The 14,921-nt window shown below is 69.2% G+C and carries 16 protein-coding genes; 7 read left to right on the forward strand and 9 right to left on the reverse strand.

The features are described from left to right. Positions 1–31: 31 nt before the first annotated feature. A complete protein-coding gene (gene rsmD / locus ABS642_RS04825) occupies positions 32–649 on the forward strand; it encodes a 16S rRNA (guanine(966)-N(2))-methyltransferase RsmD (protein ID WP_350352446.1) in 618 nt (205 codons plus the stop codon). Here the strand turns inward: rsmD and thiL are convergent. Further along, positions 619–1,614: a thiamine-phosphate kinase gene (thiL, locus tag ABS642_RS04830; protein ID WP_350352447.1), complete on the reverse strand. Its 996-nt coding sequence runs from the start codon at positions 1,612–1,614 to the stop codon at positions 619–621. The two genes, rsmD and thiL, sit on opposite strands and share 31 nt — an antisense overlap. A 23-nt stretch (positions 1,615–1,637) precedes the next feature. On the opposite strand from thiL, the gene ABS642_RS04835 reads away from it, so the two are divergent. Next, positions 1,638–2,120, forward strand: a complete 483-nt coding sequence (locus tag ABS642_RS04835) for a DUF3515 family protein (RefSeq protein ID WP_350352448.1) — start codon at positions 1,638–1,640, stop codon at positions 2,118–2,120. A 24-nt stretch (positions 2,121–2,144) separates the two neighbouring features. After that, positions 2,145–2,723 (forward strand): hypothetical protein, encoded by a 579-nt coding sequence (locus ABS642_RS04840; protein ID WP_350352449.1) that lies wholly within the window; start codon positions 2,145–2,147, stop codon positions 2,721–2,723. A 1-nt stretch (position 2,724) separates the two neighbouring features. Here the strand turns inward: ABS642_RS04840 and ABS642_RS04845 are convergent, their stop codons facing one another. The 6 genes from ABS642_RS04845 to leuC all read right to left on the reverse strand — a co-directional run bounded on the left by ABS642_RS04845 (position 2,725) and on the right by leuC (position 9,091). Then, complete coding sequence (locus ABS642_RS04845; RefSeq protein WP_350352450.1) at positions 2,725–3,807, reverse strand: D-alanine--D-alanine ligase family protein; 1,083 nt, start codon at positions 3,805–3,807, stop codon at positions 2,725–2,727. Next, the gene (locus ABS642_RS04850) at positions 3,713–4,849 is read right to left on the reverse strand and encodes an NAD(P)H-dependent glycerol-3-phosphate dehydrogenase (RefSeq protein ID WP_282217304.1); all 1,137 of its coding nucleotides are present in this window, start codon (positions 4,847–4,849) and stop codon (positions 3,713–3,715) included. Before ABS642_RS04850 ends, ABS642_RS04845 begins: the two co-directional genes overlap by 95 nt. After that, positions 4,839–5,603, reverse strand: coding sequence for a lysophospholipid acyltransferase family protein (locus ABS642_RS04855; RefSeq protein ID WP_282217305.1), 765 nt, complete (start codon positions 5,601–5,603; stop codon positions 4,839–4,841). The genes ABS642_RS04850 and ABS642_RS04855 overlap by 11 nt, the downstream gene beginning before the upstream one ends. Beyond that, on the reverse strand, positions 5,600–6,967 hold the full coding sequence (gene murA, locus ABS642_RS04860) for a UDP-N-acetylglucosamine 1-carboxyvinyltransferase (protein ID WP_350352451.1): 1,368 nt from the start codon (positions 6,965–6,967) through the stop codon (positions 5,600–5,602). The genes ABS642_RS04855 and murA overlap by 4 nt, the downstream gene beginning before the upstream one ends. 67 nt (positions 6,968–7,034) lie before the next feature. Beyond that, positions 7,035–7,631, reverse strand: coding sequence for a 3-isopropylmalate dehydratase small subunit (gene leuD / locus ABS642_RS04865; protein ID WP_350352452.1), 597 nt, complete (start codon positions 7,629–7,631; stop codon positions 7,035–7,037). Between the two features lie 2 nt (positions 7,632–7,633). Beyond that, entirely contained in the window at positions 7,634–9,091 is a 1,458-nt protein-coding gene (gene leuC / locus ABS642_RS04870; RefSeq protein WP_350352453.1) for a 3-isopropylmalate dehydratase large subunit, read from the reverse strand. 191 nt (positions 9,092–9,282) lie between these two features. Between leuC and ABS642_RS04875 the strand changes: the two genes are divergently transcribed. Both ABS642_RS04875 and ABS642_RS04880 read left to right on the forward strand, forming a co-directional pair. Next, positions 9,283–10,578: a PLP-dependent transferase gene (locus ABS642_RS04875; protein ID WP_350352454.1), complete on the forward strand. Its 1,296-nt coding sequence runs from the start codon at positions 9,283–9,285 to the stop codon at positions 10,576–10,578. Next, on the forward strand, positions 10,575–11,888 hold the full coding sequence (locus ABS642_RS04880) for an LLM class flavin-dependent oxidoreductase (protein ID WP_350352455.1): 1,314 nt from the start codon (positions 10,575–10,577) through the stop codon (positions 11,886–11,888). The genes ABS642_RS04875 and ABS642_RS04880 overlap by 4 nt, the downstream gene beginning before the upstream one ends. Positions 11,889–11,903: 15 nt before the next feature. Here the strand turns inward: ABS642_RS04880 and ABS642_RS04885 are convergent, their stop codons facing one another. Next, positions 11,904–12,401 carry a DUF427 domain-containing protein gene (locus tag ABS642_RS04885; RefSeq protein ID WP_350352456.1) on the reverse strand — a complete coding sequence of 166 codons (498 nt, stop codon included), beginning with the start codon at positions 12,399–12,401 and terminating at the stop codon, positions 11,904–11,906. A gap of 36 nt (positions 12,402–12,437) precedes the next feature. Between ABS642_RS04885 and ABS642_RS04890 the strand changes: the two genes are divergently transcribed. Further along, positions 12,438–13,034 (forward strand): LON peptidase substrate-binding domain-containing protein, encoded by a 597-nt coding sequence (locus tag ABS642_RS04890; protein WP_350352457.1) that lies wholly within the window; start codon positions 12,438–12,440, stop codon positions 13,032–13,034. A gap of 15 nt (positions 13,035–13,049) precedes the next feature. On the opposite strand, the gene ABS642_RS04895 is transcribed toward ABS642_RS04890, so the two are convergent. Beyond that, on the reverse strand, positions 13,050–14,054 hold the full coding sequence (locus ABS642_RS04895; protein ID WP_350352458.1) for a TerC/Alx family metal homeostasis membrane protein: 1,005 nt from the start codon (positions 14,052–14,054) through the stop codon (positions 13,050–13,052). A 200-nt stretch (positions 14,055–14,254) separates the two neighbouring features. On the opposite strand from ABS642_RS04895, the gene ABS642_RS04900 reads away from it, so the two are divergent. Next, on the forward strand, positions 14,255–14,908 hold the full coding sequence (locus ABS642_RS04900) for a TIGR00645 family protein (RefSeq protein WP_282217314.1): 654 nt from the start codon (positions 14,255–14,257) through the stop codon (positions 14,906–14,908). Positions 14,909–14,921: the final 13 nt, after the last annotated feature.

Here is a 14,921-nt window from a genome sequence, read left to right on the forward strand (position 1 = left end):
TCGGACGCCGCGTCTGTCGTATCGTGAACGGGTGACGAGGATCATCGCCGGACGGGCACGCGGAGCACGACTCGAGGTGCCGGGCACCGGCACGCGTCCGACCAGCGACCGTGTCCGGGAGTCGCTGTTCGGCGCTCTGGAGTCAGCCGACGCCATCGACGGCGCGCGCGTGCTGGACCTCTACGCGGGTTCCGGCGCCCTCGGTCTGGAGGCTCTCAGCCGCGGCGCGGCGAGCACCGATCTCGTTGAGCGCGGACGCCAGGCGGCCGCGCTGATCCGGCGCAACGCCGCGACCGTGGCGAAGGCGGGCGGCGCAGCGGCTGCGCGCGTCCACGAGGTGGCGGTGCACACCTATCTGCTGCGGGCCTCCGGCACGTTCGACCTCGTGTTCTCCGACCCTCCGTACGACCTCGACGACGAGGCGATGACGGCCGATCTCGTCGCACTCGCGCCTCTGCTCTCGCCGCAGGCGCTCGTCGTCGTCGAGCGCGGTCGACGTTCCACTCCGCCGGACTTCGCCGCCGCAGGGCTCGAGTTGTTCCGCGAGAAGGCCTACGGCGACACCGTCCTCTGGTGGGCGGAACCGACGGCGGCGGCGGACCCGCCGGTCACCCGGTCTCAGCCCGAGACGGAATCCCAGTCCCGATAGGGGTCCCAGCCGGAGATGTCCACCGGCCGTTCGTCGCACAGCAGATCTTCCGCGCCGCGGTCGCGGACCTCGCCGATGATCCGGAACCCGGGCGGAAGAACCCCGTCGGGGAACGTCGCGAGCAGGGCATGGTCCTCCCCGCCGGCGATCGCGCGCTCCGGATCGTCTCCGAGCAGGGCGCGATCGAGCGCGATGGTGACCTCGGATGCCGCGGCCATCCGCCGCGCATCGAGCGCGAGCCCGTCGGAGATGTCCATCATCGCCGTCGCACCAGCGGTCGCTGCCACAGGACCCAGCCCGATCGGCGGAGAAGGGCGGAGCTGCGCGGACACCGCGCCGCTCTCCCCCGCGGCGAGCTTCGAGGGATCGATCGCGATCGGCACATCGCCGTCCCGGAAGCGTCCGAACAGCACCGCGAGGCCGCGCGCGGCGTGCCCCAGCTCACCCGCGACCGCGACCACATCACCGGGTCGCGCGCCGTCACGTGTCACGGCCGCACGGCCCTCGAGATCGCCGAGCGCGGTGACGGCGATGGTGAGCACGTCGGAGACCGTGAGGTCGCCGCCCACCACGGTGCAGCCGGGTGCCAGCGCCGCGCAGGCCTCGCGGAACCCGTCGGCGAGCCGCTCGACGAAGGACAGGCGCAGGTCGCGCGGGACGGCCAGCGCCACGAGCAGAGCGGTAGGGCGGGCTCCCATCGCCGCGATGTCCGCGAGGTTCACCGCCGCCGCCTTCCAGCCCAGGTCGTAGCCGTTCGACCAGGCGAGCCGGAAGTCCGGTCCGTGCACGAGCGTGTCGGTCGTCGCCACCACGCTGCCGGAGGGCGCGGCGACGACGGCGGCATCGTCTCCCGGCCCGAGGAGCGTGTAGGTCCCCGGTGCGGTGCGGGTCAGGATCGCTTTGAGGATCGCGCCCTCGGAGAGGTCGCCGAGGGCAGGGTCGTCGGCTGCGGGTCGGGAGGGCATGCTGTCAAAGGTAGCCTGGAAGCATGCTCCGTTCCCGTCGCCTCGCAGCCGTCGCAGGTGCGGTGATCCTGGCCGCGGCCCTCGCCGGCTGCTCCACGACCGTGCATCTCGAACCCGCCGCCGACGCGAACGATCCGGGCTGCGCTGCGGTCTCGGTACTGCTGCCCGAGACGGTCGCAGGGCTCGACCGCGTGTGGACGGATGCCCAGGCGACCGGCGCGTGGGGCGACCCGACGATCGTGCTCCGCTGCGGCGTGGAACCGCCCGCACCCTCCGAGCTCGTCTGCACCACGATCGGCGGCGTCGACTGGCTCGTGCTCGATCAGGAGGAGGAGCGGCAGCGACTCGTCACGTACGGTCGGGAGCCCGCCGTCGAGGTGAACATCCGCCGGGGCGAGCAGATCGACTTCCAGTCCGTCGTCGACACGATCTCGTCCAGCATCCAGCCCGGACTCTCGGCGGCGACCGCGCAGTGCACCGAACGGGTCGAGTTCCCCGCCGGTTGAGCGGTGCGCACCTAGACTCGCGGCATGAACCGCAACGCAGCAGGCCGAGCGTCCGTCGTCGCAGCGATCATGGTGGGAGTGGGGGCGCTGGCGAGCGGGCTGATCAACTTCCTCTTCGTCCTCGCGAACGTCGCGAGCCTTCCCCGTCTGCTAATCCTGCAGGATCCGATCGGATTCGCGCTGAGGCCGCGGGTGCAGCCCATGGCCGTCGTGGCGATGCTGGTCGCGATGGTGGTCCTGGTCGGCCTGACCTGGCTCTTCGTCCGCATGATCGTGCGGTCCGCGCTTCCGGGGCGCGCCGCGGCCGTGTTCTTCGGCACCTGGGGCGCGGTCATCGTCGCGGCCTGGATCGCCGGTGTCGTGCGGGCGCCGCTCATGCTGATGGTGCTGCAGATCCCCGCCGAGCAGTCGGAGATCCTGATGACGCAGTTCTCCCAGATCAGCACGGCTGGTGCGACCTGGGGCCTGATGTGGGGCTGGCTGACCGCGCTGGTGGTCGCGCTCGTCCACCGTTCCACGAACGCGGGTCCCGCGCCGTATCCGACCACGACCTCGCCGCCGGCGACGTATCCGCCGGCGCCGCAGCCACCCGCCGCCGGCTGAGTCAGCGGCGGAGCCCGGCCTCGACCAGTTCGGTGATCAGGTCGCCGTAGCTCAACCCCGAGGCCACCCAGCACTTCGGGAACATCGAGATGGGCGTGAACCCGGGCATCGTGTTGAGCTCGTTGACGACCAGCTCGCCTGCCGACGTGAGGAACATGTCGACGCGGGCGAGACCCCGGCCGTCGACCGCCTCGAAAGCGCGGATGCCGGTGTCCTGGATCGCCGCGACCTCGGCGTCGGTCAGCTCCGCGGGGCAGACCACATCGACGCCGTCGCCGCCGAGGTACTTGCCCTCGAAGTCGTAGAACCCGCGAGAGGTCAGCACGATCTCACCGGGGAGCGACGCGCGCACACCGTCGGCGCTCTCGAGCACGGCGACCTCGATCTCGCGACCGCTCACCCCGGTCTCGATGAGGACCTTGTCGTCCTCCGCGAAAGCGATCGCCAGGGCGGCGTCCAACTCGTCGGCCGTCTCGACCTTGGAGACGCCGACGCTGGAGCCTGCCCGCGCGGGCTTCACGAACAGCGGCAGACCGAGTTCGGCGGCGCGTGCCCGCAGCGGCGCGGCATCCTGCTCCCACTCCCGTCGACGAACCGTCACCCAGGGCGCGACCGAGATCCCGGACGCCTGGAGGGCGATCTTCATGAAGTGCTTGTCCATGCACAGCGCGGAGTCGAGCACGCCACCGCCGGCATAGGGGACTGCGAGGGTGTCGAAGAAGCCCTGGATCGTCCCGTCCTCACCATGCGTCCCGTGCAGGATGGGCAGGACAACGTCGATCTCGCCGAGCCCCTCGGTCGCGCCGCCGGGATGCACGACCCGCAGTGTGCGGTCGCCACCGGGCTCCGGCCACAGGATGCGGGTGCCGTTGTCGACCACCTCCGGGAGGTGCGCCGCGTCGAGCGGGAACTTCGCGGGGTCGTCGTCTTCCAGGACGAACGCGCCCTCGCGGGTGATCCCCACCGGGATCACGGCGTAGCGGTCGCGATCAATCGCTCCCAGCACGCCCCCCGCCGTTGCGGAACTGATCGAATGCTCGCTGGAGCGCCCTCCGAAGAGCACCACCACCGTCTGCTTGTCCATGGTTGGTCCTCTCACCCTGGGGGGTGTCGTCGTCCGTCGTCAGGTGGGGCGCGATATCACGGGGATCCATCTTCCCGTCGAGCACCATCTTCACCTGTTCGACGATGGGCATGTCCACCTCGGACTCGCGGGCCAGCTGCAGCACGGGCGCGACGGAGGCGAGGCCTTCCGCGGTCTGCTGCATCTGCTTCACGACGTCCTGGAAGCTGTACCCCTGGCCGAGCAGGCGCCCGGCCGTGTTGTTGCGGCTCAGCGGAGACTGGCAGGTCGCGATGAGGTCGCCGAGCCCGGCGAGTCCCTGGAGCGTCTCCGGATGCGCGCCGTTCGCGACGGCGAAATCCGTCATCTCGACGAGGCCGCGGGTGATGATCGAGGCCTTCGTGTTCTCGCCGTAGCCGACGCCGTCCACGATGCCGATCGCGACCGCGATCAGGTTCTTGAGCACACCGCCGAACTCCGTGCCGATCACGTCGGTGTTCACGAACGTCCGGAAGTAGCTGTTGCGCGCCGCCCTCGCGACGATCTCCGCCGTCTCCCGGCTGCGCGAGGAGATCACGGCCGCCGTCGGCTGCTCGCGGGCGATCTCCAGCGCCAGGTTGGGGCCGGATGCCACGGCGATGCGGTCGGGATCGCATCGCAGCTCCTGCTGGATCACCTGGCTCATGCGCAGCCCGGTGCCGCGCTCCACGCCCTTCATCAGACTGACGATCTTCGCGTCGCTGTCGGCCAGCAGCGGCCGCAGCGCCTTGAGGTTCTCACGCAGCGATTGGCTCGGGACGGAGAGATAGACCTGCTCCGCCCCCTCGAGCGAGGTGGCGAGCTCATGCGTCGCCGCCATCGACCGCGGGAGGTTGATGCCGGGCAGGTACCGCGAGTTGCGCTTCGCCTCGTCGATCTCGTGCGCGAGCTCGGCGCGACGCGCCCACATCGTCACCTGCGCTCCGCCGTCGGCGAGGATCTTGCCGAACGTGGTGCCCCAGCTGCCGGCGCCGATGACCGTGGCCCGCGGGCCGACCGGGACGGCTGTTCTCTTAGGAGTCAAGGCGCCCCGTCTCCTTCTGGCCGTGGCTCGCGGGATTCCAGCGCTCCGCGGGGGCCTTCTCGTCGCGCAGTTGCTCGAGCAGGGCGGTGATCGCGTTCATGAGCCGTGTCGTCGCCTCGTTGAGCGCCGCCGGCTCACCCGCGCGAGCGCGCAGGTCGGAGACGTCGACCGGGTCGCCGATGAGCACCTGCACGGGCTTGCGCAGCGGCCAGAGGCTGAGGCCCTTCTGGTAGCGCCCCATGATGGCCTGCGTGCCCCATTGCGCCATCGGGATCAGCGGGATGCCGTCGGCGAGTGCCAGGCGCACCGCACCGGACTTGCCGCGCATGGGCCACAGGTCGGGGTCGCGCGTGAGCGTGCCCTCGGGGTACACGATGACTCCGCGTCCGTGCTCGACGAGCTCGGCCGACTGCTTCATGGTCTGCTTCGCCGACGTCGCCGACGAGGTGCGGGCCACGGGGATCATCCCGGTGCGCTTCAGGAACCACCCCAGCACCGGCACCCGGAACAGGCTCTCCTTGGCCATGAACCGCGGGGCGCGGCCGGTTCGCCACACGGCGACCGACACGATCAGCGGATCGAACTCCGAGTAGTGATTCGGCGCGAGGACGAAGGAGCCCTGCTGCGGCAGCTTCTCCGCACCCGAGACGCGGATCTTCGCGATCAAGGCGACCGGCGGGATCACCAGCGCGGCGAGCGGCCAGAACACACTCGGCCGCGTCGTCTCCGTTGATCGGGAAGTCACCCGGGTCACCGGATGACGTCGAAGTCGGCGCCGAGGGCGTCGAGCTTGGCCAGGAACTTCTCGTAGCCGCGGCTGAGGATGTCGACGCCGGAGACCTTCGACTCGCCGGTCGCGGTGAGCGCGGCGATGACGTGGCTGTATCCGCCGCGGAGGTCGGGAACGACGATGTCGGCGCCGTGCAGCGGCGTGGGGCCGGTGATGACGGCGGCCTGCTCGAGCTCGCGACGCGGGACACGGCGAGGACCTGCCTGGAGTCCGTGCGGATGCACGACGATGTCGGCGCCCATCTTGACCAGCGCGTCGGTGAAGCCCATCCGGTTCTCGTACACCGTCTCGTGCACGACCGAGCGCCCGTGCGCCTGCGTGAGTGCCACGACGAGAGGCTGCTGCCAGTCGGTCATGAAGCCGGGGTGCACGTCGGTCTCCACGACCACGGGCTTGATGTCGCCGTCGCGACGGAAGAGGATGCCGTCCTCCTGCACGTCGAACCAGCCGCCCGCCTTGCGGAAGACGTTGAGGAAGGTGAGCATCTCCTGCTGCTTCGCGCCGCCGACGAAGATCTCGCCGTCGGTCGCCAGCGCGGCGGAGGCCCAGGAGGCCGCCTCGTTGCGGTCGAAGATGGAGCGGTGGTCGTAGCCGCGGAGCTTCTCCACACCCTCGATCACGATGACGCGGTTGGGCTCGTACGAGATGATCGCGCCCATCTTCTGCAGGACGGCGATGAGATCCATGATCTCGGGCTCGATGGCCGCGTTCCGCAGCTCCGTCGTCCCCTCGGCACGCACGGCCGTCAGCAGCACCTGCTCGGTGGCCCCGACGCTCGGGTACGGGAGGTGGATGTTCGCGCCGTGCAGACGCCCGTGCGGGGTCGAGAGGCGGATGCCGCTGGGCAGCTTCTCAACGACAGCGCCGAACTTCCGGAGCGCGTCCAGGTGGAAGTCGATCGGGCGGTCGCCGATGCGGCATCCGCCGAGGTCGGGGATGAACGCCTGACCGAGACGGTGCAGCAGCGGTCCGCAGAAGAGGATCGGGATCCGGGAGGCGCCGGCGTGCGCGTCGATCTCCTCGAAGTGCGCGGACTCGACGTCGCTCGGGTCGAACACGAGCGCACCGGGCTCGTCACCGTCGGAGACGTTGACGCCGTGCACCTCGAGCAGCGAGCGGACGACGGCCACGTCGCTGATCGCGGGGACGTCGCGGAGCACGCTGACGGTCTCGCCGAGAAGCGAGGCCACCATCGCCTTCGTCGCGAGGTTCTTCGCACCCTTGACGTCGACACGACCGGTGAGCGGGCGACCCCCTCGAATGGCGAGGACGTCGCCGGTGAGAGCGGGGACTCCGTCCGGGAGAGCGTCGCGCACAGGTGTCGTCATTCGGAGCCTCACTTCGTTCCACGGATTTCGGGGGCGGGTTGCCCCTGGCTCCCCCGCCCCCGCCGTGTCACTGCACGGGGAGGGTTCGGGGCCGCCACGACTCGCGACGGGCCTCGAACTGCGCGATCTTGTCTTCGTTGCGCAGCGTGAGCCCGATGTCATCGAGCCCTTCAAGGAGCCGCCATCTAGTGTAATCGTCGATCCCGATGTCGGCCTGGACGTCGCCGATCGAGGCGGTGCGCGCCTCGAGATCCACGGTGATCTGAACCCCGGGATCCCTGTCGATGACGGCCCAGATGCGCTCGAGGTCCTCTTCGGAAATGGTTGCGGCGAGGAGCCCCTGCTTGCCCGCGTTGCCACGGAAGATGTCGGCGAATCGAGGGCTGAGCACGACCTGGAAGCCGAAGTCGCGCAGCGCCCAGACGGCGTGCTCGCGGCTGGATCCGGTGCCGAAGTCGGCGCCGGCGACGAGCACGGAGGCCGCCTGGAACGGCGCCTGGTTCAGGACGAACTCCGGATCCTGACGCCAGGCGTGGAACAGCGCGTCCTCGAAGCCCGTCTTGGTGACCCGCTTCAGGAAGACGGCCGGGATGATCTGATCGGTGTCGACGTTGGACCGCTTCAGCGGAGCCGCGATACCGGTGTGCGTGATGAACTTCTCCATGATCAGGCCTCTTCTCCGATGGTGACCAGCAGATCGGCAGGGCTCGACAGCGTGCCGCGGATCGCGGTCGCCGCCGCGACGAGCGGCGAGACCAGGTGCGTGCGCCCGCCCTTGCCCTGGCGGCCTTCGAAGTTGCGGTTGGAGGTCGACGCGCAGCGCTCCCCCGGGGCGAGCTGGTCCGGATTCATGCCGAGGCACATCGAGCAGCCGGCGAAGCGCCATTCGGCGCCGAAGTCGGTGATGATCTTGTCCAGGCCCTCGGCCTCGGCCTCGAGCCGCACGCGGGCAGAACCCGGAACGACCATGACGCGCACACCGTCGGCCTTCTTCTTGCCCTCGATGATCGAGGCGAAGGCGCGCAGGTCCTCGATGCGGCTGTTGGTGCACGAGCCCATGAAGACCGCGTCGACCGGCACTTCCTTGAGCGGCGTGCCGGGCGTGAGCGCCATGTACTCGAGGGCGCGCTCGGCCGCAGCACGCTCGTTCGGATCAGCGATCTCCGCCGGATTCGGAACGGATGCCGACAGCGAACTGCCCTGCCCGGGGTTGGTGCCCCAGGTGACGAACGGCTCGAGCTCGTCGGCGTCGATGAAGACCTCGGCGTCGAACTCCGCACCCTCATCGGTGGGAAGCGTGCGCCAGTAGGCGACGGCATCCTCCCAGTCCTGGCCCTTCGGCGCGTGCTGGCGACCCTCGAGGTAGGCGAAGGTCGTCTCGTCCGGCGCCACCATCCCGGCACGGGCGCCGGCCTCGATCGACATGTTGCAGATCGTCATGCGGCCCTCCATGGAGAGCGCGCGGATGGCGCTGCCGCGGAACTCCAGGACATAGCCCTGTCCGCCGCCGGTGCCGATGTTCGCGATCACCGCCAGGATGATGTCCTTCGCCGTGACACCGGGACGCAGCGCGCCCTCGACGGTGATCGCCATGGTCTTGAACGGCTTGAGCGGCAGCGTCTGCGTCGCCATGACGTGCTCGACCTCGCTCGTGCCGATGCCGAACGCCATGGCGCCGAACGCGCCGTGCGTCGAGGTGTGCGAGTCGCCGCACACCACCGTGATTCCGGGCATGGTGAGTCCGAGCTGCGGGCCGACCACGTGCACGATCCCCTGCTCGGCATCGCCGAGCGAGTGCAGGCGAACGCCGAACTCCGCGGCGTTGCGCCGCAGCGTCTCGATCTGCGTGCGACTGGTCAGATCGGCGATCGGCTTGTCGATCTCCCACGTCGGAGTGTTGTGGTCCTCGGTCGCGATGGTGAGGTCGAGCCGGCGCAGCGGCCGCCCCTCGCTCCGCAGCCCGTCGAAGGCCTGCGGACTGGTGACCTCGTGCACGAGGTGCAGGTCGATGTAGATGAGGTCGGGTTCACCGTTCTCGCCCTTGACGACGAGGTGATCGTCCCAGACCTTCTCGGCGAGGGTCCTGCGACGTGACGAATCTGCACCGGATACGGGGGTGTTCATGGCGTTTCTCCTGAAGCTGGCGGTTCGGCCCACGATGGACTCCGCGACGAGGAGGGGCTCAGAACGAGGTCTCGTCGCGGCCGCTAAGAAGAAGGAGCACGGTCCGCATGACGTCAGATTACCACCGCCGGAGCGTGCTCCGACCCGCCGTGACACTCTGTTCATCACCCCGAACGACCGAGAGGCTCCGCATGACCGTCGACACCGCCCGCTTCGCCACCCGTGCGGTGCACGCCGCGAGGAGCCGCGAGACGGCGGCACCGCGTGCCACGCCGATCTACCTCACGGCCGGGTTCGAGTTCGACGACTTCGACCATGCGGCGGACCACTTCGGCACCGGCACCGGATTCGGGTACACCCGCACCGGGAACCCGACCGTGCACGCGGCGGAGCGTCAGCTGGCCGCTCTCGAGTCCGGTGCGGATGCGGTGCTCGTGGCGAGCGGGCAGGCCGCGGTCGTGACGGCGCTGCTCACCGTCGCCGGCGCGGGCGACCACATCGTGACCTCGACGCACATCTACGAGGGGACCCGGGGCCTGTTCCTCGACAACCTCGCCCGGCTCGGCATCGAGACCACCTTCATCGACGACATCGCCGACCCGGAGGCCTGGCGTGCGGCGATCCGGCCCAACACCCGCGCGCTGTTCGCGGAGTCGCTGGCCAACGCCCGCAACGACGTGCTCGACATCGCCGCCATCAGCGCCGTCGCCGACGAGGCGGCCATCCCTCTGATCGTCGACAACACGCTGGCCACTCCTTTCCTGCTGCGCCCGATCGAGCACGGCGCGGCGATCGTCGTGCACTCCGCGTCGAAGTTCCTCGCCGGCCACGGCTCCGTCCTCGGCGGTGTGATCGTGGACGACGGCCGCTTCGACCCCGAGCGCGCGGGCCACAACGCCCCGCATCTCGTGCTCCCCGGTCGCGGCGGACTGCCGAGCGTCGCGGCCCGGCATGGTGGCCGCGCCCGGATCGCGTATGCGCGCGAATCCGTGGCTCCGCGGTTCGGCGCCTCCCCCTCCCCGCTGAACGCCTTCCTGATCGGGCAGGGCGCGGAGACCCTCGGGCTCCGCGTCGAGCGGCAGTCGCGCAACGCCCTGGCGATCGCGCAGTGGCTGGAGGCGCAGGAGGCGGTCGAGAGCGTCGACTACGTGGGTCTGCCCTCCCACCCGGATCACGAGACGGCCGTGCGCTACCTCGAGGGCGGCTTCGGCTCCATCTTCACGTTCACGCTCCGCGGCGGTCTGGAGGCCGCCCGCCGGTTCGTGGAGCAGGTGCGCGTCTTCACGCACATGACGCACATCGGCGACGTGCGCTCCCTGGTGCTGCATCCCGGCACGACGAGTCACGCGCAGCGCACGGAAGAGGAACGAGAGCTGCTCGGCGTGCGCCCGGGCACCCTGCGGCTGTCGATCGGCATCGAGGACATCGAGGATCTGATCTCCGACCTGACACGCGTGCTCGACGCCACGCGCGAGGCGGTGGCATGACCCGCCCGCAGCACTTCGGGTGGTTCCTCGCGCGCGGCTTCGGTCCGCAGGGCTGGGGCTATCCCGCCCTCGACTGGGACTACGACTGGACGCGCCCCGAGATCTACCAGGAGGCGGCGCGCACGCTCGAGCAGGCGGGTTTCGACCTCGTCATCATCGAGGATGCTCCGTCGATGGGCTCGCCGGAGACCATCGACATCCGCGTCCGGCATGCCTTCGGGGGTCCGAAGCACGACCCGCTGCTCCTCGCGCCATACCTGTTCCAGGCCACGAAGCACCTGGGCGTCGTGCCGACGGTGAATCCGGCGGCATCCCTTCCCTACACGTCCGCCCGGCAGTTCGCGACGCTGCAGCACCTGAGTGCCAACCGACTCGGACTCAACGTCGTCACCGACACCGGCAGCGCGCGCCACTTCTCGGATGCCGCCCAGCTGGGTCACGATGAGGCCTACGATCGCGCCGAGGAGTGGCTCGACGGCATCCGCTCGCTCTGGCGCAGCTGGGACGACGGCGCGCTGGTGCGGGACCACGCCACAGATGTGTTCGCGGACGGCTCGAAGATGCGGCGCGTGCAGCACCGCGGCACGCACTTCGCCTTCGACGGACCCCTCAACGCGCTGCCCTTCGCCGACGGCGAGCCGGCGATCGTGTCGCCCGGGGGTTCCGGGCGCGGTCTGGGCTTCGCGGGAGCCAACTCGGATGTCCAGCTCGCGCTCGCCCCGCTGCACGAGGCGTCCGTCCGTGCGTATCGGTCGAAGATCCACGACGCCGCCGTCGCGGCGGGCCGCCGCCCCGAGGACATCAAGATCCTGTTCGCCATCCAGCCCGTGATCACCTCGTCGGCCGAAGAGGCCGATCGGATCGTCGCCGCCTCCGCGCACCCGGACGATGCCGCGCTCGTGCAGATCGCGCGGAAGCAGTCCAGCGATCTCGAGACCGATCTCACCTCGCTCGATCTCGACAAGCCGCTCGACCTCGCGATCTTCGGCCCGCACGTCTCGCGCGGGAGCATCCAGCGACTGGTCGGCGACCGCGGCGAGGATGCGCCGCTGCGTGCGCATCTGACGGCCCTGGTGCGGGCAGGCCGCTTCTCCGACCGCACCGGCTTCGTCGGGACCGCGGAGGAGTTCGCCGACGTGATCGAAGAACTCGGCGAATGGGGCAACGACGGCGTGCTGCTGTGGGGCGACTTCCACCCGGTCAGCCTGCACCGCACGCTCGACGAGCTGGTCCCCGTGCTCCGCCGACGCGGCATCCTTCGCCGCGAGTACGCCGACGGCGGGCTGCAGGCGAATCTGCAGGCTTTCTGAGGCGCAGCGGACTCGCTACCAGCCCAGCGAGCCCGGGATGCCCTTGAACGGTCCGACGACCCAGGACGTGACCCACCCGCCGTAGAACCCACCCGGCTGCGGAACGACGACCTCGTCCCCGACGGTGCACTCGTCCATTGGCCCCGCATACACCGCGACCCGATCGACCAGCGTCTCGAACCCGGGCGCCGGATCGGGGTAGTTCCACGCCGCCCCCGCTGCCACGGTGCCTCCGCCATGCACGTCGAAGTAGCGCGCGGCACCCTTGAACTCGCAGAACGAGGCGCCGGGCGAGTCCGTGAGCGCTCCCTCGACGAAATCCGCGATCGGAACGTAGTAGACGGGAGGGTGACTCGTCTCGAGCACCCGCACCGCGCCGCGGGTATCGGCGATCAGCTCTCCACCGAGGCGGATGGTCACACGCTCTGCGACCGGCTCGACCCGAGGCGGCCTCGGATAGTCCCAGACGGATTCCTGACCGGGGCCGGGAGCGACAGGTGTGGGTCGGCGCATCTGTTCACTGTACGTCGCTCGGTGTTGACTGGCCCCATGACCGCGATACCGATGTTCCCTCTCGGCTCGGTGCACTTTCCGTACACCCCGCTGGCGCTGCGCGTGTTCGAACCGCGATACCTCACGATGATCGGGCGGCTCCTCGACGAGGATGACCCGCAGTTCGGTGTCGTGCTGATCGAACGCGGCCACGAGGTCGGCGGCGGCGACCGGCGGAGCACCATCGGCACGATGGCACGGCTCGTCAGCGTCACCGCAGGGGCCGAGGTGCTGCAGACCGTGTCGGTCGGCGCCGGACGCTTCACGGTCGAGCAGTGGGAGGATGACGAGCCCTACCCCCGCGCCGAGGTGACGCCGATTCCCGGGCTCGTCTGGAACGACGCGCTCACCCCGCTGCGCACGGAAGCCGAGGCGATCGTGCGGCGCACGATCCCGCGCGCTCCGGAGGCGCGGTGGGATGCCGACACCGAGCTCTCCGACGACCCGCTCGCCGCGGCGTGGCAGCTCGCCGCGATGGCCCCGCTCGGCGAATACGACCGCTACGCCCTGCTGCGTTCGACGAGCGTCGCGGCGCTGCTCCGTGATGTCATCGACCTCACGCTGGAGGCTGAGATCCTGTGGTCCGCTGAGTGAGATGCGTCGCCGCGGTCACTCGACGATAGGCGCCTTCTTCTCGGCACGCTTCTCGCGCCCGGAGGCGATGAGGCTGGCGACCGTGGCGATCGTCATCGAGGCGATGATCACGCCGAGCGAGACCATGTTGTCGATGTCGGGGACCCACTCAACGTGCTCGCCGCCGTTGATGAACGGCAGCTCGTTCACGTGGAGCGCGTGCAGGATCAGCTTGATGCCGATGAATCCGAGGATCACGGCGATGCCGTAGTGCAGGTAGCGCAGGCGGTCGAGCAGGTCGCCGAGCAGGAAGTACAGCTGGCGCAGCCCCATCAGCGCGAAGATGTTCGCCGCGAACACGAGGAACCCGTTGGTCGTGATCTCGAAGATCGCGGGGATCGAGTCGATCGCGAAGATCAGGTCGGTCACGCCGATGGTGATGAGCACGATGACCATCGGAGTGAACATGCGCTTGCCGTCGACCGTGGTGCGCAGCTTCGAGCCGTCGTAGTGGTCGCTGATGTCGATGCGCCGACGCAGCAGTCGCACGACGAAGTTCTCGCGCTGGACCTCGCCCTCGTGATCGCCGTCCGGCATCGCCTGGCGGATCGCCGTCCAGATCAGGAAGGCGCCGAAGACGTAGAAGATCGGCGAGAAGTTCTCGACGATCGCGACGCCGACGAGGATGAACGCGCCGCGCAGGACCAGGGCGATGATGATGCCGATCATGAGCACCTGCTGCTGCAGCCGCCTCGGAACGGCGAACTGCGCCATGATCAGCACGAAGACGAAGAGGTTGTCGATCGAGAGGCTGTACTCCAGCGCCCAGCCGGTGATGAAGTCACCGGCGTTCTTCCAGCCGCCCACATTGCCGAGCAGCACCGCGAACAGCAGCGCGAGACCGACGTAGAACACCACCCAGAGGGTGGACTCCTTCGTGGAGGGGATGTGGGGGCGCAGCTTGATGAGCAGAAGGTCGCCGATGAGGATGATCGTGAGCACGACCATCGAGGTGATCTCGAACCAGAGAGGGATTTCCAAGGGCGCACTGCACCTTTCGGGAGGGTCGGGAAGAAGCCGAAAGTCTCTCCCCCGCACAGAAGTGCGTCGCGCGCCCGGAGCAGCGATGCCGATGCTCGTGATGACGTTACGCGCGGATCCGGGATACTCCCTCTCGCGGGAGCAATGCTACCGGAGCAATACTGCCGCGGAGAACGATATTGCGTGGTGGAATAGTCGTCGTGACCTCGACTTCGCACCCAGACCACATCGAACACGGCACCGCTCCCCTGGAGACCCGCCCCCAGAACTCCTGGGCGCGGGCGATCGGGTCGCTCATCTTCGTCAGCCGCTGGCTGCAGGCCCCGCTCTACCTCGGGCTCATCGTCGCGCAGCTCGTCTACGTCGTCGTGTTCATGGTGGAGCTGTGGCACCTGATCGCCGAGGACGTGTTCGGGGACATCACCCACATCGAAGAGGCCACCATCATGCTGACGGTGCTCGGCCTGATCGACGTGGTGATGATCGCGAACCTCCTGATCATGGTCATCATCGGCGGATACGAGACCTTCGTGTCGCGGATCAACACGGACGGCCACCCGGATCAGCCGGAGTGGCTCTCGCACGTCAACGCCAACGTCCTCAAGGTGAAGCTCGCGATGGCGATCATCGGCATCTCCTCGATCCACCTCCTCAAGACCTTCATCGAGGTCGGTGGCATGAGCGAATCGGGGATCAACGAGGACGGCGCGAGGTACACGCCGACCGGCGTCCTCTGGCAGGTCGTCATCCACTGCGTGTTCATCCTCTCGGCCCTCGCACTGGCCTGGATCGACAAGATGTCGCAGAGCACGGCGAAGGCCGCGCACGCCGCTGCGCAGACCGCCGCGCATTGATCTGAGACGATGG

This window comes from Microbacterium sp. A8/3-1, assembly GCF_040267695.1.
Lineage (GTDB): Bacteria > Actinomycetota > Actinomycetes > Actinomycetales > Microbacteriaceae > Microbacterium > Microbacterium luteolum.